Consider the following 19,935-nt stretch of genomic DNA (forward strand, 5'->3'; position numbering starts at 1 on the left):
CCGCTTTAAGGCGACAACGCGGCGGGGAAACTAATTGAGAACGCCCCCTAGGGGCCAGTTATTATTGGTGACGCCGATACTCCGTGGCTGGCGCTACTCTACCTCGCTGCTTGCACGGTTTGAATAGGGCGGATGTGCTGCTTTCGGATAGTGGCGTTTGGCTATGGTTCGGGCGCCAGCATCTTTGTTCGAGGCTTTCCATCCGCGTTGTGTTGGTAAATCTCATCCGGCTGGCCCTGTTCATTGAAAAACACCTGGCCAATTCCCGCGCTATTCCACAGCCGCTCACCCGCCTCGGCATGGTCCGGAATATACGGGACTACCTGCATGGTACGGCGGCGGGTAAACCAGTTAAGCGGCGAGCGTGGGGAATACAGCCAGCGGTTGAGACGGTCGAACCATTCCAGCAGGCGCGGCGGGAACTCATTCTTGATGCCGCTGCTGGTGATTTGCCAGATCCTCGGGCCGCCGTTGCGGTGACGGATCAGCACCTGGTAGACGAACGAGTAATGCACATCGCCGGAGAGGATCACGTAGTTACCGGGCGTGCGCGAGTGGCGGAAGATGTTCAGGATCACTTGGGCGGCGCCGCGATGAGCCATCCAGTTTTCGGCGTCCACCAGCAGTGGGAAGCCGCACCAACTGAAGACCTTTTGCACCGTTTCGATCAGCTTGACGCCAAAGATCGGCGCAGGCGAGACGATAATGGCCGACGGATGGTCGAGCAGCTCCTGTTGCAGTTCGCTCAAGGCTTCCCAGTCCAGCAGGCCGGAAGGTTGCTTGAGGGTAAATTCGCTGCGCCAGCGCCGAGTACGGGTATCGAGTACCACCAGGGCAGGGGTGGTGGGCAAAACGTAATGCCATTGCTGGAATTTCAGCAGCGCCTCCAGCAGATCATCCTGGGCAGCAGCGTCCAGATGATTGCCCTGCGCCTGGCCAGTCAGTGCCTGGGTCTGGGTCAGCAGTTCGCCGAACACCTGGGGTTGGTTGCCCCAGCCCTGGCATAACAGGTACGCCAGCAAGGCATTGCCGATGATGCGTTTGGAGAAGGGATGGCCGTAGGCGGTTTGCTCCCACTGAGCGCTGAGGTTCCAATCGTCGGTGATGTCGTGATCATCGAAGATCATCAGCGTCGACAAGTGGGCGAACACCCGGGCTACCCCCGGCAAGCCGGTGCGCAATTGATCGATCTGCACTTGTTCGCGGGCATAACGCAGTTGTTCTTGCGCGCTCAGTTGCGGCGGTCGTGGTGTGATCAGCGTCCACGGGGTGGGCGACCAGACCAGCAGGTACATCGCGATGACTTCGGCGAAGGTCACCAGGTGATTGTCAGCGGTGCTGCTGGTGAAGATCGGCTTCTTCACGCCGCCGAAAAAGCGTTCGCGCAGGGTCTCGTTACTGTCCAGCGCCGGAAGCAGGTCGGCGCGGTGGTAATAGCTGGCGCGATGCCCATAGAGGCTGACGCTGTCGTCTACCACGGCGCCCTCCAGGAACTCGTCGAACAGGCCCAGGTGCGCGATCAGCGCATGGATGGCCCGCAGCATGGGCCCGGCGACATCGTCGGCGTAGACCTGGTCGCCGCTCATCATCAGCAAGGCGGGGCGTTCGAGCGGGGTGCGGGCCTGCGCCAACAGGCGGTCGACGCACAACAAACCTTCATCTGCACGGTGATGGGGTTTACGGCAGGAGCCATGTACCAAGTGGTTGATGCGGCTATGCAGCACGAAGCTCGGCGTTGTGGCGTCGGCATACAGCAAGTGCGGCGCCCATTGTGCGATGCCGATGCCGTCGACGATCAGGTCGTAACCGATGACCTCGTCCTGGGGCAGAGCGTCGCTCAGCGCTACATCGATCAAGTGGATAACGGCATGGCGCCCGACGGGCACGACTTGGCAGTGCGTTGCATCGAGCGGGATATTCAGCGTCTCGCCCTGGGGTAATTGCAGCCTCAAGCACAGTGGCAGGGCACGACTGCCCACCAACCAGATAACCAGGCGTTGCGGCTCCAGGCGCCGTAGCAGGGGGCCGGCGATGACGGCGGGCAGGGTGTCGGGTTGATGCATGAATAATGCAGCTCATACCAAGTTGAACTGGAGAGGGTAACGCAGAGGATGTCAGTGTTTCGTCAACAGAGTGCAACGCAGGGCGCTGCACTTATCGCTGGTGACTCGTAACGCTTTAAAGTTAAAGCACTTGGCCCTTTCCAAGGGAATCCAGGTTTGAATCTTTACGTTTTGTTGGTTGCGTATTTTGTTCCTGTTGGTTGCTGGCAACCGGCGAAGATGTTTGCGTAGGATTGACTGGGGACTGAGTGTTCTGTGTAGCACGCTCGATGTTGTAGCTGTGGAATGAACTACCGATGATCATGGTAAAACCCCTTACTCAATTGGAGGACTGTTGTCGCATCAATACTCCCTTTGAGTGCGCACTGATTGAGTGGAGTTGGCCGGGTTTTTCGTTCCCGGCCATAGGTAACCATATGTTTGGCTAGCAGGAATTTGGTGTGTCTCAAGCAGGCTTAGGCACCGTAAACCTGAATTCACTGCCGCGCCCCAATTCACTGTCGGCTTCGATCCGACCACCATGGGCCTGGACAATCCCCTGGGTGATATACAGCCCCAGCCCGCTGCCGGTGGGATTGTTCTCGGACTGGGTCCAATAGCGGTCGAACACATGGGGCAAATGATCCGGCGCAATGCCTTCACCGGAATCGCGTACCGAAAACACGATCTCTTCGCCGTTGCTCATGGCGCTGATACCGATGTTGCCCTGGCGGGGGGTGAATTTAATGGCGTTGCCGATCAGGTTCGACAGCACTTGGAACAAGCGCTCCGGGTCGGCGCTGATCTGCAGGCCAGGCTCGGCGTTGAACGACAGGTCGATACCTTTTTCCGAGGCCAGTGGCGACAGCAGCGAGTATGCCTCTTCAAATATCTGGCTGACGTCCAGCGCAACCGGCTTGACCACATAGCGTCCGGCTTCGATTTTCGAGGTGTCGAGCAAGTCCTCCAGCAGCACATTCATGCGCCCGGCGGCCTGTTGCATGGTGTCGATGGCCGAGGAAATCCGCCGTGAGGTGTGTGGGCCGTCGGAGCTGAAGGCTTTCTGCATCATGCCGCAGAGCATGGAAATGACTGTCATCGGGTTGCGCAGGTCGTGGGAAACCACTGCGACCAACTCGTCTCGGGCACGCACCGCTTGTTGTTCGCGCAGCACCTGGCGGGCCAAGTCATTCTCCAGGGCCGAGCGGCGCAGGTCATTGGCGGCAAACAGGTCGCCGTGGCTCCACTTGGTGGAAATGCCGGCCATTTCCACTTTCCAGATTTCAAACGACGTGCGTGGGCGAAGGCGTAGGCCAGTGTCAGAGGTTTCCAGATTTAGCGGCTTGCTCGGGTCACCGCTCCAATTGATGTTCTCTTTGACTTCCGGGCGAAACCACAACACACCGTTATCCACAGGCTTGGGCAGGCTCATGGCGAGCACACCACTGGCCACCGCCTGATACTCGGCGGCCGGTGGGTACACCGAAGCCAGGTTGTGGTTGGAAAATACCGGCTGGCCCAGCGTTTGCAGCCACTTGTGCAGCGCCCGGATTTGCGCTGGTTCCGGGCAGTTGCCGTAACGGTGCAACTGCTTGTCTTCGATGATCGCCACACCGCCCGACAAGGTCAGGTCCATCAGTTTTTTACCGTAGTGGGCCAGGCTGTCGAACACATTGTCGTCGCTGGCTTTCATCGCCCGATCAAGCAACGCCAGGGTTTCGACTTTCTCCTCTCGCTGGCGGCTTAACTCCAAGGCTTCCATGGCACTGATCTGCAACGACAGCACCTGACCGATGGTCTGGCAGGTCATACGCAGATCGTTCGGCACCAGCAGCGGCTCGCGGTTGCCGCAGCTGATCAGGCCCCAGAGTTTGTCGCCCTTCATCAGCGAAATACTCATGGACGACAACACGCCCATGTTCTGCATGTATTGGCAGTGAATCGGCGACACGCTGCGCAGGGTAGCGAAGCTCAGGTCCAGCGGTTGGCCGGTGTCCGGGCGCAATTTTGGCAATAGCGGTACGGGTTCGTAGGACGCATTCGGGATGATCCGAAGCCAGTTGGTGCGATACAGCTCACGGGCTTGTTCGGGGATGTCGGACGCGGGGAAGAACAGGCCGTTGAATAATTCCATGGCCGGCGCCGAGGCTTCAGCGATTACCTGACCATGGCCTTCGTCTTCGAAGCGATAGATCAGCACTCGGTCATAACCGGTCATGGCCTGGATTTCATCCACGCTGATGGCGTACAGCGCTTGCAGTGTCTTGGCCGATTGCAGGCGTTGCAGCATTTTGCTCAGGTTGCTGGTGAGACCATTGCGTACCTGGGGTTTGAAATCCGCGAGCAAGGGTTCGAATTCCAACACCAGCACGTTCTGATGACGATGCAGCAAACCTTCGAACTGAGCACCGTTGAGCGTGACATGCAGGGGTGGGGCGTCGATAAAGGTATTGTGCTCGGCCATCGACTGCACCACCTGAGCGTGTTCACTGCCAATCAACGTGTGCAACGGTTGATTCAACAAGGCCTCGGGCGTGTGGCCGAACAAGGTGCCGACGTTGGCACTGACCTGAATGATGTTCAGCTCAGGCTCCGACAGCGTCAGCAACACGCCATGAGGCTGGATTGCCCCGGGGAAGCGGATGGGCTCGTCGGCACAGTTGGCAAGCAGCTCTTCAAAATCTTCGGGTTTCATAGCAGTACCTCCTGGCGTTCGAGCCATTGCTCAAAGCCGCTGAAAGTGGACCGGGCAGCCATCACTGCGCGCGCTCGAGCGCTCGCATCCAGTGGCTGATGAGCCAGGTAGTCGAGAAAGTCTTTCCAGCGCCGGCCGGTCTCGGCACCGTAGACATCGAGAAACGCACCGCCGTTGTCGGCTTCGATCGCCAGGCGTGACGCCATCTCCCGGCGTAATACCTGGCCGCCGAGCGTTGCACCTTCCAGTACATACAGGGCGCCGAGGCAAGCGGCAGGAGTGTCCAGCGCGGGGAGTTGGGTGCAGCGGGGAAGGGCATCGAGGGTGGGACTATCCAGGCCCAGGGCGCGCAGATCGTTGACCAGCGTCTGCGTTTTCACACGTGATGCAATGTCAATTCCATCTGGAATCAGGCCACCGTCGTACAGCGCCGCCTCCATGGGTTGATAAAAACCGTAGTACGCCTGCAGCAATCGCCGATACCACTGGGCATCCAGGCGTTCGGAAAAAAACGGCAAACGCTTTTCCAACGCGACATGCAACAGGCCGGTACCCGTGCGCAACGTTTCCAGCAAGGATGGCGCACCAACGTCATGGGCCTGTGAGTGCATTCAATGAGCTCGAACTGTGGGCCTCTCGGCCAGGAATGACGCATGAAAATGGGCGACAATTCTACACAACTCGTTGTCGTCAGCTGAGCGCAAGAAGCGAAAAGGCTGACCAGTGGATCAGAAAAGTCGCTCCCTGTATTCCAAATGACCCCACGGCACGCCACGAGTTCGGTCCGGATGATATCGCGACGCTATCAATGCATGGGCGGTCCCTGCTGGGTCAACGCCGTTTGCACGCACTCAAGCAAGTGATCGGTGCTCCATGGTTTAGGCAGAAACCGCACCGAGCTGCCCAATTGAGTGGCGATCTTCGTATTGCCGGAAGTCAGCACCACCTGCACCTCAGGCCAGCGATGAGCCACTACGCGGCTCAAGTCGTAGCCATTGAGCAGGCCGGGCATTTGAATATCACTGACAATCAAGTCCACAGGGTCGTCGCCCCGCTCCAGATAAATCATCCCTTCATCCGCCGAAGGGAATGAAGTCACCACCGCACCGAAATCCTCCAGCACATCCACCATTAACGCCCGAATGATCTCGTCGTCTTCCAATACTAAAATCGATGGCTGAGCCATGATCCTTACTCCACCATCAGGGGTTCAGTAAGGTGGAGTGGGGGTTGGGTATATAGGTTCGATTGGATGTTTTTTAAACGATGGGTGGTCATTCGGCTGGTTCCAGCATGTGGTCTTGCCCCACGCCGTCAGCACGATAATCCGTTAAGGTAAGCGCCACTGCGACGTCCAAGGAATGCCATGTTTAAGCGTAATCCCCTCGTGCCAGAACTCATCGTTACCCACCTCGGTGCCAGCCTGGCATTCTGGGTTGACCAGTTGGGTTTCGGCATCGCCTATCAGCGCGCTGAAGAAGGCTTTGCCTACCTCGACCTGCACGGTGCGCAAATCATGCTGGAACAATACGAGCCGCACGCCGGGCAGTGGTTGACCGCGCCCTTGCAGCAGCCTTTCGGGCGTGGCATCAACTTGCAAATCGACGTGCCTGCCGTAGCGCCTATCTTGCGGCGCCTGTCGGAGATCGGCCGCCCGTTGTTCCGTAACGTCGAGGATGCCTGGTACCGCGCGGGCGACGTAGAGGCCGGGCAGCGCCAGTTCATCGTGCAAGACCCGGACGGTTATCTGGTGCGCCTGGTGGAACGGCTGGGGGAGCGGCCGTTCAAGCAGGCATAATTGACGGCAATAACCCATAGGGAGACCCTGATGAAGTACGTGTTATTGACTCTCGCCCTCACCGTTGTCGCTGCACCCGCGTTTGCAGCTGGCGACGCCGAAGCGGGCGGCAAACTCTTCACCAAGACCTGCGGCGGCTGCCACAGCATCGGTGAAGGTGCGCGCGGCGGTTTTGGGCCGCAACTGAACGGCATTATTGGCCGGCCTGCCGGTACGACCCCGGACTATCAGTATTCGGATGCGATGAAGAATTCGGGAGTGGTTTGGACGCGGGACAAACTGACGGCCTACATCGAAGACCCGAAATCGGTGGTAAGTGGGACGCGGATGATTTTCTGGGGGATCAGTGATCCGCAGAAGATTGAAAATATCCTGGCGTACTTAGATACATTCCAGCTCAAGTGAGCTGCCCAGGCTGACGGCTACCACCGGGCACAACGCGATCAGAAGGTGGCGGGGCTTGCCGTCATGCCAGTCAGTTAAGCGCAGGCTCCCACATTGAACTGGGTTCGGCTTAAGGTATCGCCGTCGGTTGTCATTAGGCTCAAGCATCAATAGCGAACCCGCGACGCAAGCTCCGGGTAATGGGTCGCAAGCTCAGCCAAGCACTGCCGCAGCATCTTGGCATCGTGGGGTAGGTGCTCTGAAAAAATATCCCAGCCAGAAAACTCAAGCGTCTCCGGCATTTCTACCAAGCCGCTGATGGCGTCCCAAAAGGCATCCCAGTTTCGGCCATACCAGTTGGGGAAGTTGAGTGAAGTGCACAGTGTGGCGTGAAGTTCTTTGGGGTTTTGGATGCGGCTCAGGTCTATTTTGATGATGGATGATCGGGTCACTTGTGCACCATTTGCTGATTTACAGGCGCCTTGAATATAACCAGGACAAATGCACCCGTCCTCATGTTTCACAGCACGTGATTTTAGGCCTTTCATTAACATTATGAGCCTTGGCCTGCATCCAAAGCCTACACGCAAGTAGGACCGTTCTGATTTGCGCCTGACCTCAGTATTAGCGGCAAAGCGTTTGCTACGTTCGTGTGAAAAATACGCGATGGAAGCGCTTAATGCTGACGTTCAACTCCCTATGGAAAAACCATCCGGAAATCTTCGGAGACGCCGCCCCTTGTAGAACCAACGGCGCCAAAAATTTCAGTGACCAATGCGCCATTAACCTGGGCGTAGCACTGCGCAGGTCAGGCGCCGACCTGAGCAGGTTGAGAGGTGTGCGCTATTGTTGGCAGCATGCCAAGAGTGAGGGCCATGTGTTGGCAGCTGAGGAGATGGCCAAAGCTCTAAGTGACGCGAATATCCCCGGTTTGCAGCGCCCGAAGAAGATAAAGCCTGAGGATTTCGAAGAGGTGTTGGCGGGGCAGCAAGGCATTATCTTTTTCAAAGACTTTTGGCGCCGAGGGAATGAGACGTCTGGCAATCGCAGTGGTGACCACATTGACCTTTGGAATGGGCGGCGGTTGACGAATTGGCTGAGTTATCCGCGTATTCAGTTGGGGTTTTCGATTGAGGGGACGTTCTCGGACTATCACGAGTCCAGGGAGATATGGTTTTGGAAAGTCATATGAAGGTGGTTAAGGGCGTGCTCTTTGTGATCGGGATGGTTGTGGTGGCGCTGACGGTGTTTAACGGATTGGTTGTGGCAGTGTCGGCTTATTTCGGGCCGTTTTATGAGGGGGATGCGCAACAGAATCGAAATTTTGGATTTTGGTTGGTGGGTAATGGGGTTGTGATGCTGGCTACGGTGTTGCTGGGAGTGGGTTGGTATCGCAGATATTTGCGCAGGCGTGGGGTGTGAGTTTTCAAGTGTTCGGCGGATCATGTATTCATGGGAGGGCGCAATCGGGAGCAAGCCCCCTCCCACATTATGATCTGGTACATCTGTTGAATCGTGTAGGCAAAAAAAGGCCTTGGTGCGCCAAGGTCTTTTTTTTGCCCAAGGTTCAGGTCAGCAGATGCTTTGAAATCAGCCGCGAGATCTCCACAATCGAGGTTTTCCCAGTGAACTCGAACTTCACCTTCCCCAGCGACGAAAAGTAAATCTCCAGCTCCGAATCCAGATCAAACGTCCCTGACGTTTCCACCGAATACGCCACGATGTTTTTGTAAGGCAGCGAAGTGAAGTCCTTCTTGCTGCCGGTAATCCCCTGCACGTTCACTGCGATGATGCGCTTGGTGGTGAAGACCACTCCGTCGCGCATGGCCTTGTACGCGTCGACCACTTCTTCGCCGTCCATCAGCAGGGCCGAAACGCGTTCGGCGTATTCGTTGTTTTGTTTGAGCTTGAAGAAGCCTTTGTTGTTGAAGTCGATCATGTGCCTGTCCTGGTTGAAGGGTGCCGCTGGTGTATGGCGTTTTGCTCGCGGATCTGTATCTAACGGCTGAGCCTGCAAGGCTCTAGCATGGCGCGTAACACTACAGTGCTGGCGAAGGATTTTACGCCGGCAGCATAGAAATCCAGGAGCTAAACAATGCCCGATATATCCAGCTTGCTTGCCTACGGCCTGATTTCACTCGGCATGGTGCTCACGCCCGGGCCGAATATGATTTACCTGATTTCCCGCTCGATCTGCCAGGGGCGCACCGCAGGGCTGATCTCACTTGGCGGGGTGGCGCTGGGCTTTTTGATCTATATGGTGTGCGCGGCGCTGGGTATCACCGCGCTGGTGATGGCGGTGCCGCTTGCCTACGACGTGCTGCGGTTCGGCGGTGCGCTGTATCTGGTGTACCTGGCGTGGCAGGCGGTCAAGCCGGGCGGGCGTTCACCGTTTCAGGTGCGGGACTTGCCCAAGGACAGCCCGCGCAAGTTGTTCACCATGGGCGTGGTGACCAACCTGCTCAATCCCAAGGTGGCGGTGATGTATCTGTCGCTGCTGCCCCAGTTCATTGAACCGAACGGCCATGGCAGCGTGCTGTTGCAATCGTTGGTGTTGGGCTCTCTGCAGATTTTCATCAGCGTCAGCGTCAATGCGGTGATTGCTTGTATGGCCGGCTCCATCGCGGTGTTCTTCGTGACTCGGCCGGGGTGGCAGGTGGTGCAGCGCTGGGTGATGGGGTCAGTGTTGATGGGGTTGGCAGTACGGATGGCGGTGGAAGGGCGCAAATAAGGCTGCTTTCAGCGAGCCATGACGTTGACAATCACATGCAGGATGAATGCAGGTCCATAGCAGGGGCGCCCGTGTTCATCTTCGATACGCCATATCGAAGTGACCGTGCAGGTCTCTTTCGGCGCTCCAAACTCTACGGTGATATGCACCGGTTGGCCGGGCAGGGTTTCGGCAATCGGTACCTCGTTGTTAAGGCTGCGCAGGTGGCTGTCCATCACCACTTCCAGGGGCTCGCCTGTAGCCGTGCGACGGGCGATGACGTATTCACCGTCCACTCGAACCAATCGTCGACCGCGCCAGGGGCGGGTACCGACGTTCTGGATCTCCCAGGTTTTCTGAAACGTTTCGCCAGGCAGCACGACGGTTTGGTCGGGCGTGGTGACGTCGGCGTTAAACACCACAATGTCGCCAAGATCATGCAGGCCGATGGCTCGGTTGGTGGTTGCCATTGAATGGGTATCGACCGGTGCGCCTGCCAAATCGGCGAAGTAGCGGAACAGCAATAGCGGGGACACCTGCAGCGCCTTGGCCAGTTTGATCAGGGTGCGTACCGAGGGATCCTGTGAAATGCCACCCGCTAATCCGTAAAGATAGGTACGCGAAATACCGGCTTCCTTGGCCAGGGTTGTCATGGATTTGCCCAGTTCCCGGCTGCGTCGTACGACCAGTGCTCGGAGTGTGTCGCGGGTTTTGATGCTCATATCCGTACGTTGATCCCCGTCCTTGAAAAATCATCATCTTGTTCGCCAAAAAGGACAACTTGCTCGCCGTTACGTGTAGTGAGTCCTGCACACTCGCAACCTGCTAGCGCCGTTGTGAAGGACATGGATCGGTCCCTTTCTGTTTGGCTATATCCAGTGTCGCGGTTTCTCGCATGCTTGCGAACCTAGTGTGTGTTGCATTCCTTTACAACTATCTTTGGGTATAGCTATGTCTCAATTTAAAGCATGCTGCGAATCCATAGCCCGATCAGGCTTTGGCATCCTGCAAATTCCTGATGCGATGTTGCAGGACTACAAAAAGATCATCGATGGGTATTCGGCCATTCCCCAGGCCATCAAGGATGAATTTTCCTTTGCCCAGGACACGGATGGGTTTTTCCCTTTTGGCGCCGAGTACTCCCTTGCCGAGGATCACCCTGACCTGTGCGAGCGGTTTTGTTACTGGCCCGCGCACGCTTCAAAAAGAACCGCTTTCGAATTCACCCGAAGTACTTTCGTTGCCGCAGTCGGCAGTTTTGAACGACAGATGAGCGAGTTGGCCCAAGGGGTGATGGATGGCATTTGCGAGGAATTTGGCGTGGCACCCTTGGCCCCCTTTCGCGCGGCATCGTATATCCAGTTGTGTGTCTACGGTCCACAGGCCAAAGACCATTCTCGTAAATTTGCTCAAGACCCTCATGAAGACGGGCATATGCTTTCGTTTATCAAGCCTACCCGCGAAGGGCTGGTCTTGATGAAGGGACGATCGTTGGAACCTGTACGCCTTCTGGAGAACGAGGTTGCGGTGCTGGCGGGCTCCTTGCTGACAGAGCTCTCCGATCATGCCGTGCCTGCCGCCTACCATGCTGTACTTGCACCCAGCAAACCGGTCGCCAGAAGCTCATTGATTTACTTTGCAAACCCCAATCCGGATCAGTTGCTGACGACCTTTTACCGCCAGAAACCCCTTGACCTGGGCAGCACGGTGAATGCTCGTCATACCGGTTTCGGTAATCAGCCGATTCAACTGCGCTAAATAGTCCTGGAGGGCTCGAACAGTCCATGTTTCCTCACTTCAATGCCCTTTACATCGAAGGTTTGCTCTTGGGCATCGGACTGTTCGCCGCCCCAGGCCCGAAAGACACCCTGGTGATCCGCCAAGGTGTCGGTCGCGGGCCGATCTGGGGCGTTGTCGCCATTTGCGTATTGGCCGATATTTTCCTGATCGCTTTCGGGGTCACGGGTTTAGGGTCGTTATTGGGAAGTCGGCCTGAGGTGATGGCGCTATTGCTATTGTCCGGAGCAGCCTATCTGCTTTGGTTTGGTGGCCAGCGTCTGTTGGCTTGTATCCGGGATCAGTCCATGCCGGATGCTCAAGGCGGCAATTCGCAAAGAGGGCTGTTGCGCTCGGCGGTCATACTCGGCTTTGCCAACCCTTATGCATGGCTGGATACCGTGGTGCTGATTGGTTCTATCGGGGCCACGAAACCTGCGGGCCAACAGGCACTGTTCGCGACAGGCGCCATGACGGCATCACTCGTGTGGTTTGTGGTGTTGGCGCTGTGCTGTCAGCGGCTGACAGTATTGTTTCGCAAGCCAGCGGTCTGGCGTTGGCTGGATGCAGGGGTGGCGGTATTGATGGTGTACCTGGCCGTTATGCTGATCACCGATTCATTGCACATCTTTCAGATAGCCCTTTAGAACGGTCAGCGGACAGATCAACTCATCAAGGTGAGAGATGTTTTGCACAGGGGTGGATAGCTTTAGCAATTCACGCCCGAGCACGCTGTCCGCTCCACCCAATGCAATCAACGCCTGGGTGATGCACTCATCGAGCTTCAACTGGATCTCAGCCAGGTTTCCCTGGCGCACCAACAACCCAAACACTTCGCGTTCATAGCCATCCATTGCAGGATCATCGCGCAGCAGCGGGCTGCCGTCCTCGGTTTCATGCGCCAGCTTCAGGGCGAACAGTGCAACCGCTTCAAGCATCAATTCCATGGTCTCGCTAACCCCCCCCCACTGCCACGCCCGGCACTTTTTCACAGGCGAAAAAAAAGACCTTGAATTTCAAGGTCTTTCTTTAAGATGGTGCCCCGAGGGAGACTCGAACTCCCACTCCTTTCGAAAACGGATTTTGAATCCGCCGCGTCTACCAATTCCGCCATCAGGGCTCAATGGCGGCGAAGTATAGAGATGAGATTACCGTTGGTCAATCACGTTTCATGGTCTATTTTCACTATTTCCGCTAGACTTCCCGGCCCTGCTAGACGAACCCCATCATGCGCGTTGCTGACTTTACTTTTGAGCTCCCTGATTCGCTGATCGCTCGCCACCCTTTGGCCGAGCGTCGCGCCAGTCGACTGCTGACCCTGGACGGGGTCAGCGGTGCCCTCGCACACCGTCAATTCACTGATTTGCTTGAGCATTTGCGCCCGGGCGATTTGATGGTTTTCAACAACACCCGGGTGATTCCGGCGCGGCTGTTCGGCCAGAAAGCTTCCGGCGGCAAGCTGGAAATTCTGGTGGAGCGGGTGCTGGACAGCCATCGTGTGCTGGCCCATGTGCGCTCCAGCAAGTCGCCCAAGCCGGGTTCGAGCATCCTCATTGATGGCGGTGGCGAAGCCGAGATGGTTGCGCGCCACGATGCGTTGTTCGAGCTCAAGTTTGCCGAAGAAGTGCTGCCGTTGCTGGATCGCATCGGCCATATGCCGTTGCCTCCTTATATAGACCGCCCCGACGAAGACGCGGACCGCGAGCGCTATCAGACGGTGTACTCACAGCGCCTCGGCGCTGTAGCGGCGCCGACTGCCGGGCTGCATTTCGACCAGCCGCTGCTGGATGCGATTGCCGCCAAGGGCGTCGAGACGGCCTATGTGACCCTGCACGTGGGGGCCGGTACGTTTCAGCCGGTGCGTGTGGAGAACATCGAAGACCACCACATGCACAGCGAATGGCTGGAGGTCAGCCAGGACGTCGTGGACGCGGTCAATGCGTGTAAGGCGCGCGGCGGGCGAGTAGTGGCTGTGGGCACCACCAGCGTACGATCACTTGAAAGTGCGGCGCGTGATGGCGTGCTCAAGCCGTTCAGTGGTGACACTGATATCTTTATTTTCCCGGGCCGGCCATTCCATGTGGTTGATTGCCTGGTCACCAATTTCCATTTGCCCGAATCCACGCTGTTGATGCTGGTGTCGGCATTTGCCGGTTACCCGCAAACCATGGCTGCTTACCAGGCCGCCATTGCCAACGAGTACCGTTTTTTCAGCTACGGTGATGCGATGTTTATCACCCGTAACCCGGCGCCACGCGGCCCAGAGGAACAACTATGAGTCGTATGTCGTTTGAATTGTTGGCCACCGACGGCAAGGCCCGTCGCGGTCGCCTGACCTTCCCGCGCGGCACCGTGGAGACCCCGGCGTTCATGCCGGTCGGCACCTACGGCACCGTCAAGGGCATGTTGCCGCGCGACATCGTCGCTACCGGTGCCGAGATTATCCTCGGCAACACCTTCCACCTGTGGCTGCGCCCGGGCACGGAAGTGATCAAGAAGCATGGCGACTTGCATGACTTCATGAAGTGGCAAGGCCCGATCCTCACCGACTCCGGTGGTTTCCAGGTGTTCAGCCTGGGCGCCATGCGCAAGATCAAGGAGGAGGGCGTGACCTTCGCTTCGCCGGTGGACGGTGCCAAGGTGTTCATGGGCCCGGAAGAGTCGATGCAGGTGCAACGTGACCTGGGCTCCGACATCGTGATGATTTTCGACGAATGCACGCCGTACCCGGCTGACGAAGACGTAGCGCGCATCTCCATGGAGCTGTCCCTGCGTTGGGCCCAGCGCTCGAAGAACGCCCATGGTGACAACACCGCGGCGCTGTTCGGGATTGTCCAGGGCGGGATGCACGAAAGCCTGCGTAAACGCTCGCTGGAAGGCCTCGACAAGATCGGCTTCGACGGCCTGGCCATCGGCGGTTTGTCGGTGGGCGAGCCCAAGCACGAAATGATCAAGGTGCTCGACTACCTGCCGGGCCTGATGCCCGCTGACAAACCTCGTTACCTTATGGGCGTTGGCAAACCGGAAGATCTCGTAGAGGGTGTGCGCCGCGGTGTGGACATGTTCGATTGCGTGATGCCAACCCGTAATGCCCGCAATGGGCATCTGTTCATCGATACAGGCGTGCTCAAGATCCGTAACGCGTTCCATCGCCATGATGATTCGCCGCTGGATCCCACCTGTGACTGCTACACCTGCCAGAACTTCTCCCGTGCCTATCTGCATCATCTGGACAAGTGCGGGGAAATGCTGGGTAGCATGTTGAATACCATCCACAATTTGCGTCACTACCAAGTCCTGATGGCTGGTTTGCGCGAGGCTATTCAACAGGGTACATTGGCCGCCTTCGTCGATGCCTTCTATGCCAAGCGCGGGCTCCCTGTGCCGCCCTTGGACTGAGTTTTCCGACCCTAAGATTCACTATTTGCAACTGGAGTGCTAAATGAGCTTTTTTATCTCTAACGCCATGGCTGACGCCGCTGCGCCTGCTGCTGCCGGCCCTATGGGCGGTGGTTTCGAGTGGATTTTCCTGGTCGGCTTCCTGGTCATCTTCTACCTGATGATCTGGCGTCCACAGGCCAAGCGCGCCAAAGAGCAGAAAAACCTGCTGGGCAGCCTGCAAAAAGGCGACGAAGTCGTGACCACTGGCGGCATCGCCGGCAAGATCACCAAGGTTTCCGATGCTTTCGTGGTACTGGAAGTCTCCGACACCGTAGAAATGAAGTTCCAGAAGGGCGCCATCGCCGCCACGCTGCCTAAGGGCACGCTCAAAGCGATCTAAGTAACAACCTTTACCAATCGACGGGGCGCGCAAGGCGCCCCGCGTTATAAGCGGGCGGCGTGATGCTGAACAAATACCCTCTGTGGAAATACGTACTGATCCTGGCGGTGCTGGCGATCGGTTTTATTTATTCCGCTCCCAATCTCTATCCTGATGACCCGGCGATCCAGATCTCTGGCGCCAGCACTTCGCTGCAGGTCAATCAGGCTGATCTGGAACGCGCTAGCAAAGCGCTGACTGACGCGGGCATCCAGGTTAAAGCGGCAACCTTGGCAGCTGGTTCCAAAGGCGGCTTGTTGCGCCTGACCAAGCAAGAAGACCAATTGCCGGCCAAGGACGTTGTACGCAAGGTCATGGGTGACGACTACGTCGTTGCATTGAACCTGGCACAGACCACGCCTCAATGGCTGCGCAGCATTGGCGCGCACCCGATGAAGCTGGGCCTGGACTTGTCCGGTGGCGTGCACTTCCTGCTGGAAGTCGACATGGACAAGGCCCTCGACGCGCGTCTGAAAGTCTATGAAGGCGACGTGAAGAGCCTGCTGCGCAAAGAGAAACTGCGTTATCGCAGCCTGCCGCAGCTCAACGGTGCCATCCAGTTGGGTTTCGCTGACGAAGCTTCCCGCGAGCAGGCCCGTGCGCTGATCCGCAAGAATTTCAATGACTTCGACATCGTTCCGGCCGACTTGAATGGTCAGGCTGTGTTGCGCCTGGCGATGAGCCCGGCCAAGATCGCCGAGATCCGCGAGTACTCGATCAAGCAGAACTTGACCACGGTACGTAACCGCGTCAACGAGCTGGGTGTGGCCGAGCCGATCGTGCAGCGCCAGGGCGCCAACCGTATCGTGGTTGAGTTGCCGGGCGTACAGGACACTGCTGAAGCCAAGCGTATCCTGGGTAAAACCGCCAACCTGGAATTCCGCCTTGCAGCTGATCCGGGTGCCACTCGTGCGACCTCCGAAGAGTTCGAGTTCCGCGAGGGCAATCGTCCTCCTGCGTTGATCGAGCGTGGCTTGATCATCACTGGTGACCAGGTGACCGACGCCAAGGCTGGTTTCGGCGAGCACGGCACCCCTGAAGTGAACATCCGCCTGGATGGTCACGGTGGCGAGCTGATGAGCCGCGCCACGCGCAGCAACGTCGGTCGCAGCATGGCGGTGATCTTCATCGAGCAGCGCCCCGTTACCACCTATACCAAGCAGATGGTCAACGGCGTCGAGAAAGACGTGCCGGTGCAGACCTTCAAGGAAGAGAAAAAGATCATCAGCCTGGCGACCATCCAGTCGCCGCTGGGTGCGCAGTTCCGCATCACTGGCCTGAACGGCCAGGGTGAGTCCTCCGAGCTGGCGCTGCTGCTGCGTGCTGGTGGCCTGGCGGCGCCGATGTACTTCGCTGAAGAACGTACCATCGGCCCGAGCCTGGGTGCCGACAACATCACCAAGGGTGTGGATGCGGCGCTGTGGGGCATGTTGTTCGTGTCGCTGTTCATCATCGCCATCTACCGCTTCTTCGGCGTTATCGCCACCGTCGCACTGGCGGGCAACATGGTGATGCTGCTGGCGCTGATGTCGCTGCTGGGCGCGACGCTGACCTTGCCGGGTATCGCCGGTATCGTGCTGACCATGGGTATGGCGGTTGACGCCAACGTGCTGATCTTCTCGCGTATCCGTGAAGAGATCGCCGCCGGCATGACCGTACAGCGTGCTATCAACGAAGGCTTCGGCCGGGCATTTACCGCGATTCTCGACTCCAACTTGACCACTTTGCTGGTCGGCGGGATTCTCTTTGCCATGGGCACCGGCCCCGTCAAAGGTTTTGCGGTGACCATGTCCCTGGGTATCTTTACCTCGATGTTCACGGCCATCATGGTGACCCGCGCAATGGTCAACCTGATCTTTGGCGGGCGTGACTTCAAGAAGTTGTGGATTTAAGGGGCTGCCATGTTACGTACAATCAACTTCATGGGCGTTCGCAACGTTGCGTTCGGCGTCACCGTGCTCCTTACCGTTCTGGCGTTGTTCAGCTGGTTCCATAAGGGCCTGAACTACGGGCTGGACTTCACCGGCGGTACGCTTATCGAGCTGACCTACGAGAAGCCGGCCGATGTCACCCTGGTGCGCAATGAGCTGGTCAAGGCCGGCTATCACGAGGCGGTGGTGCAGAGCTTCGGCGCCACTACTGACCTGCTGGTGCGTATGCCTGGCGAAGACCCGCAACTGGGTCACCAGGTAGCGGAGGCCTTGCAGAAGGTCGGTGGCGATAACCCGGCATCGGTCAAGCGCGTCGAGTTCGTCGGCCCGCAGGTGGGTGAAGAGCTGCGCGACCAGGGCGGCCTCGGCATGCTGATGGCGCTGGTCGGCATCATGATCTACCTGGCCTTCCGCTTTCAGTGGAAGTTCGGTGTCGGCGCCATTGTGTCGCTGATCCACGACGTGATCGTGACCGTGGGGATCCTGGCCTACTTCCAGATCACCTTCGACCTGACCGTATTGGCGGCCGTGCTGGCGATCATTGGTTACTCGCTCAACGACACCATCGTGGTATTCGACCGGGTTCGTGAGAACTTCCGGGTGCTGCGCAAGGCGACATTGATCGAGAACATCAACATCTCCACCACCCAGACGCTGCTGCGGACCATGGCGACGTCGATCTCCACCTTGCTGGCGATCGCCGCGCTGATGATCTTCGGGGGCGACAACCTGTGGGGCTTCTCGCTGGCGCTGTTCATCGGTGTTCTGGCGGGTACCTACTCGTCGATCTACATTGCCAACGTGGTGCTGATCTGGCTCAACCTCAACAGCGAAGACTTGATCCCTCCTGCTGCTACTGGCAAGGAGGTCGACGACCGCCCTTGATGGGCGTTAGTTGATCGGCTGTTACAAGAAGGGCGCGAGTATTGAACTCGCGCCTTTTTTTTTGCTCCAAGGTTGGGTATAGCGCGGATCTTTCGATCCGTTTGTGATGGTCAGGAGGTTCAACGTGAACAAGTCGTTGCTGGTTGGTGCGGTATTGGGTGCTGTCGGTGTGACTGCCGGGGGTGCTGTTGCCACCTACAGCCTGGTAAAAAGCGGCCCTGAGTATGCGCAAGTACTGGCGGTACAGCCGGTTAAAACCCAGATCAAAACCCCGCGTGAGGTCTGCAAGGACGTCACTGTGACCCGGCAACGTCCGGTGCAGGATCAACATCAAATCGCCGGTACCGTGGTCGGCGCCCTTGCAGGTGGCCTGTTGGGTAACCAGATCGGTGGCGGTAATGGTAAGAAGCTGGCCACCGTGGCCGGTGCGGTTGGTGGCGGTTACGCCGGTAACAAGGTTCAGGAAGGCATGCAGAACCGTGATACCTACACCACCACGCAAACCCGCTGTAACACTGTTAACGACATCAGCGACAAGGTTGTCGGTTATGACGTGCGTTACAACCTGGATGGCAAGGAAGGGACTGTGCGTATGGAGCGTGATCCAGGCGGCCAGATTCCAGTCGACAAAGAAGGTCGTCTGATCCTGGGTCAGAACCAGCAGTAATCCCCAGGCCTGGCTTCGATCCAAATGTGGGAGCTGGCTTGCCTGCGATAGCGGTGGGTCAGCAACTAATCAGTTGGTTGGCAGCCCGTCATCGCAGGCAAGCCAGCTCCCACATTGGATTGTATTGAGCAGTTGGAATTGGTTTTTTGCTAAATCCCACGCATAAAAAAAGCACCCCTAGGGGTGCTTTTTTGTGCTCGCTCGCTTAACGCTTCAGCGAAGCCGGCAGGTGCGGCTGGATCGCCGTCAGTACGGCCTTGAAGCATTTGGTGTTGCCGGCAACCACGTGGCCTTTCTCCAGGAAGTCGTGACCGCCGGTGAAATCGCTCACCAGGCCGCCTGCTTCCTGGATCAGCAGAGCGCCTGCTGCCATGTCCCACTCGGACAGGCCTGATTCCCAGAATGCATCAAAACGACCGGCGGCGACATAGGCCAGGTCCAGGCTGGCTGCACCGGCGCGGCGGATACCGGCGGTCTGGCCAACCAGGGCGCGGAACATGCCCAGGTAGTTTTCCAGGTTGTCCATCTGGTCGTCACGGAACGGGAAGCCGGTGCCCAGCAGGGCGCCTTCCAGGCTGGTGCGACCGCTGACGCGCAAGCGACGACCATTGAGCTGGGCGCCACGGCCACGGCTGGCGGTGAACTCTTCCTGGCGCACCGGATCCAGCACAACAGCGTGTTCCAGGCGGCCACGGTATTTGCAGGCGATGCTCACGGCAAAGTGCGGGATGCCGCGCAGGAAGTTGGTGGTGCCATCCAGTGGGTCGATGATCCACAGGTAGTCTTCGCCTTCGCCGCTACCTTTGTGCAGGCCGGTTTCTTCGCCGAGGATGCCGTGGGTAGGGTAGGCCTTGCGCAGGGCGTCGATGATCTTCTGTTCGGCGGCGCGATCCACCTCGGATACATAATCCTTGGCGTCTTTTTCGTCGACCTTGATGGTATCCAGGCGCTCGATGGAGCGGAAGATCAATTCACTGGCGCTGCGGGCGGCGCGCAGCGCGATATTCAGCATGGGCTGCATGGATGTGTCACCTAAGGTTGTTAAAGAAAGCCGGGCATTCTAGCAGAAACTTTCCTCAGGTGAAGGACGACGTTAGCTTTCATGGCATAACCTTAGGCTGTTCTGTAAGATTTGCTCCCCTTTCCCGTGTCCGAGAGCGCCTCCCTTGCTGCAAAACATTCGTGTCGTCTTGGTCAATACCAGTCATCCCGGCAATATCGGCGGGG

22 protein-coding genes and 1 tRNA gene are annotated in these 19,935 nt (G+C 57.9%); 13 read left to right on the forward strand and 10 right to left on the reverse strand.

The window, feature by feature from the left end; all coding sequences use genetic code 11:
- Positions 1 to 161: 161 nt before the first annotated feature.
- The 4 genes from E4P00_RS18110 to E4P00_RS18125 form a co-directional block, all read right to left on the reverse strand.
- Entirely contained in the window at positions 162 to 2,063 is a 1,902-nt protein-coding gene (locus tag E4P00_RS18110; RefSeq protein WP_248132387.1) for an alkaline phosphatase D family protein, read from the reverse strand.
- 445 nt (positions 2,064 to 2,508) lie between these two features.
- Positions 2,509 to 4,737, reverse strand: coding sequence for an ATP-binding protein (locus E4P00_RS18115; RefSeq protein WP_248132390.1), 2,229 nt, complete (start codon positions 4,735 to 4,737; stop codon positions 2,509 to 2,511).
- Positions 4,734 to 5,348 carry a biliverdin-producing heme oxygenase gene (locus E4P00_RS18120; RefSeq protein ID WP_248132392.1) on the reverse strand — a complete coding sequence of 205 codons (615 nt, stop codon included), beginning with the start codon at positions 5,346 to 5,348 and terminating at the stop codon, positions 4,734 to 4,736. Before E4P00_RS18120 ends, E4P00_RS18115 begins: the two co-directional genes overlap by 4 nt.
- A 194-nt stretch (positions 5,349 to 5,542) precedes the next feature.
- Complete coding sequence (locus E4P00_RS18125) at positions 5,543 to 5,923, reverse strand: response regulator (protein WP_032879577.1); 381 nt, start codon at positions 5,921 to 5,923, stop codon at positions 5,543 to 5,545.
- 180 nt (positions 5,924 to 6,103) lie between these two features.
- Here E4P00_RS18125 and E4P00_RS18130 point away from each other — a divergent pair, with 180 nt between their 5' ends.
- Both E4P00_RS18130 and E4P00_RS18135 read left to right on the forward strand, forming a co-directional pair.
- Positions 6,104 to 6,535 carry a VOC family protein gene (locus E4P00_RS18130; RefSeq protein WP_078822266.1) on the forward strand — a complete coding sequence of 144 codons (432 nt, stop codon included), beginning with the start codon at positions 6,104 to 6,106 and terminating at the stop codon, positions 6,533 to 6,535.
- A 30-nt stretch (positions 6,536 to 6,565) separates the two neighbouring features.
- A complete protein-coding gene (locus tag E4P00_RS18135) occupies positions 6,566 to 6,940 on the forward strand; it encodes a cytochrome c family protein (protein ID WP_216092077.1) in 375 nt (124 codons plus the stop codon).
- A 146-nt stretch (positions 6,941 to 7,086) separates the two neighbouring features.
- On the opposite strand, the gene E4P00_RS18140 is transcribed toward E4P00_RS18135, so the two are convergent.
- Positions 7,087 to 7,371: a barstar family protein gene (locus E4P00_RS18140; RefSeq protein ID WP_078822264.1), complete on the reverse strand. Its 285-nt coding sequence runs from the start codon at positions 7,369 to 7,371 to the stop codon at positions 7,087 to 7,089.
- A gap of 227 nt (positions 7,372 to 7,598) precedes the next feature.
- On the opposite strand from E4P00_RS18140, the gene E4P00_RS18145 reads away from it, so the two are divergent.
- Together E4P00_RS18145 and E4P00_RS18150 are read left to right on the forward strand one after the other, a co-directional pair.
- On the forward strand, positions 7,599 to 8,111 hold the full coding sequence (locus E4P00_RS18145) for a type VI secretion system amidase effector protein Tae4 (RefSeq protein ID WP_103734908.1): 513 nt from the start codon (positions 7,599 to 7,601) through the stop codon (positions 8,109 to 8,111).
- Positions 8,108 to 8,341, forward strand: a complete 234-nt coding sequence (locus E4P00_RS18150; protein WP_032879588.1) for a hypothetical protein — start codon at positions 8,108 to 8,110, stop codon at positions 8,339 to 8,341. The genes E4P00_RS18145 and E4P00_RS18150 overlap by 4 nt, the downstream gene beginning before the upstream one ends.
- A gap of 145 nt (positions 8,342 to 8,486) precedes the next feature.
- Here the strand turns inward: E4P00_RS18150 and E4P00_RS18155 are convergent, their stop codons facing one another.
- Positions 8,487 to 8,858 carry a PH domain-containing protein gene (locus E4P00_RS18155; protein ID WP_032879590.1) on the reverse strand — a complete coding sequence of 124 codons (372 nt, stop codon included), beginning with the start codon at positions 8,856 to 8,858 and terminating at the stop codon, positions 8,487 to 8,489.
- A gap of 156 nt (positions 8,859 to 9,014) precedes the next feature.
- Between E4P00_RS18155 and E4P00_RS18160 the strand changes: the two genes are divergently transcribed.
- Complete coding sequence (locus E4P00_RS18160) at positions 9,015 to 9,650, forward strand: LysE family translocator (RefSeq protein WP_032879592.1); 636 nt, start codon at positions 9,015 to 9,017, stop codon at positions 9,648 to 9,650.
- 8 nt (positions 9,651 to 9,658) lie between these two features.
- Here E4P00_RS18160 and E4P00_RS18165 read toward each other — a convergent pair whose 3' ends face one another.
- Positions 9,659 to 10,351, reverse strand: a complete 693-nt coding sequence (locus E4P00_RS18165; protein ID WP_005791214.1) for an NBR1-Ig-like domain-containing protein — start codon at positions 10,349 to 10,351, stop codon at positions 9,659 to 9,661.
- A 229-nt stretch (positions 10,352 to 10,580) separates the two neighbouring features.
- Between E4P00_RS18165 and E4P00_RS18170 the strand changes: the two genes are divergently transcribed.
- Positions 10,581 to 11,387, forward strand: a complete 807-nt coding sequence (locus tag E4P00_RS18170) for a 2OG-Fe(II) oxygenase family protein (protein ID WP_078822261.1) — start codon at positions 10,581 to 10,583, stop codon at positions 11,385 to 11,387.
- A gap of 26 nt (positions 11,388 to 11,413) precedes the next feature.
- A complete protein-coding gene (locus E4P00_RS18175; RefSeq protein ID WP_005791208.1) occupies positions 11,414 to 12,052 on the forward strand; it encodes a LysE family transporter in 639 nt (212 codons plus the stop codon).
- Here the strand turns inward: E4P00_RS18175 and E4P00_RS18180 are convergent.
- Both E4P00_RS18180 and E4P00_RS18185 read right to left on the reverse strand, forming a co-directional pair.
- Positions 12,023 to 12,352 (reverse strand): hypothetical protein, encoded by a 330-nt coding sequence (locus E4P00_RS18180; protein ID WP_032879596.1) that lies wholly within the window; start codon positions 12,350 to 12,352, stop codon positions 12,023 to 12,025. The two genes, E4P00_RS18175 and E4P00_RS18180, sit on opposite strands and share 30 nt — an antisense overlap.
- An 88-nt stretch (positions 12,353 to 12,440) precedes the next feature.
- A tRNA-Leu gene (locus tag E4P00_RS18185) sits at positions 12,441 to 12,525 on the reverse strand.
- A gap of 108 nt (positions 12,526 to 12,633) precedes the next feature.
- Here E4P00_RS18185 and queA point away from each other — a divergent pair.
- The 6 genes from queA to E4P00_RS18215 all read left to right on the forward strand — a co-directional run bounded on the left by queA (position 12,634) and on the right by E4P00_RS18215 (position 18,708).
- Positions 12,634 to 13,683, forward strand: coding sequence for a tRNA preQ1(34) S-adenosylmethionine ribosyltransferase-isomerase QueA (gene queA, locus E4P00_RS18190; protein WP_248132394.1), 1,050 nt, complete (start codon positions 12,634 to 12,636; stop codon positions 13,681 to 13,683).
- Between the two features lie 5 nt (positions 13,684 to 13,688).
- Positions 13,689 to 14,804, forward strand: a complete 1,116-nt coding sequence (gene tgt / locus E4P00_RS18195; protein ID WP_032803964.1) for a tRNA guanosine(34) transglycosylase Tgt — start codon at positions 13,689 to 13,691, stop codon at positions 14,802 to 14,804.
- Positions 14,805 to 14,847: 43 nt separating this feature from the next.
- Entirely contained in the window at positions 14,848 to 15,186 is a 339-nt protein-coding gene (gene yajC, locus E4P00_RS18200; protein ID WP_003175975.1) for a preprotein translocase subunit YajC, read from the forward strand.
- A gap of 62 nt (positions 15,187 to 15,248) precedes the next feature.
- Positions 15,249 to 17,117 (forward strand): protein translocase subunit SecD, encoded by a 1,869-nt coding sequence (gene secD, locus E4P00_RS18205; RefSeq protein ID WP_078822260.1) that lies wholly within the window; start codon positions 15,249 to 15,251, stop codon positions 17,115 to 17,117.
- Between the two features lie 9 nt (positions 17,118 to 17,126).
- The gene (gene secF / locus E4P00_RS18210; RefSeq protein WP_032879600.1) at positions 17,127 to 18,041 is read left to right on the forward strand and encodes a protein translocase subunit SecF; all 915 of its coding nucleotides are present in this window, start codon (positions 17,127 to 17,129) and stop codon (positions 18,039 to 18,041) included.
- A gap of 124 nt (positions 18,042 to 18,165) precedes the next feature.
- Complete coding sequence (locus tag E4P00_RS18215; protein WP_005791197.1) at positions 18,166 to 18,708, forward strand: glycine zipper 2TM domain-containing protein; 543 nt, start codon at positions 18,166 to 18,168, stop codon at positions 18,706 to 18,708.
- 205 nt (positions 18,709 to 18,913) lie between these two features.
- Here E4P00_RS18215 and suhB read toward each other — a convergent pair whose 3' ends face one another.
- Positions 18,914 to 19,729, reverse strand: coding sequence for an inositol-phosphate phosphatase (suhB, locus tag E4P00_RS18220; protein ID WP_005791195.1), 816 nt, complete (start codon positions 19,727 to 19,729; stop codon positions 18,914 to 18,916).
- Positions 19,730 to 19,935 lie beyond the last annotated feature (206 nt).

Origin of the sequence: Pseudomonas sp. B329, assembly GCF_023127835.1 — a bacterium.
In the GTDB taxonomy this organism is placed as follows: Bacteria; Pseudomonadota; Gammaproteobacteria; order Pseudomonadales; family Pseudomonadaceae; genus Aquipseudomonas; species Aquipseudomonas synxantha_A.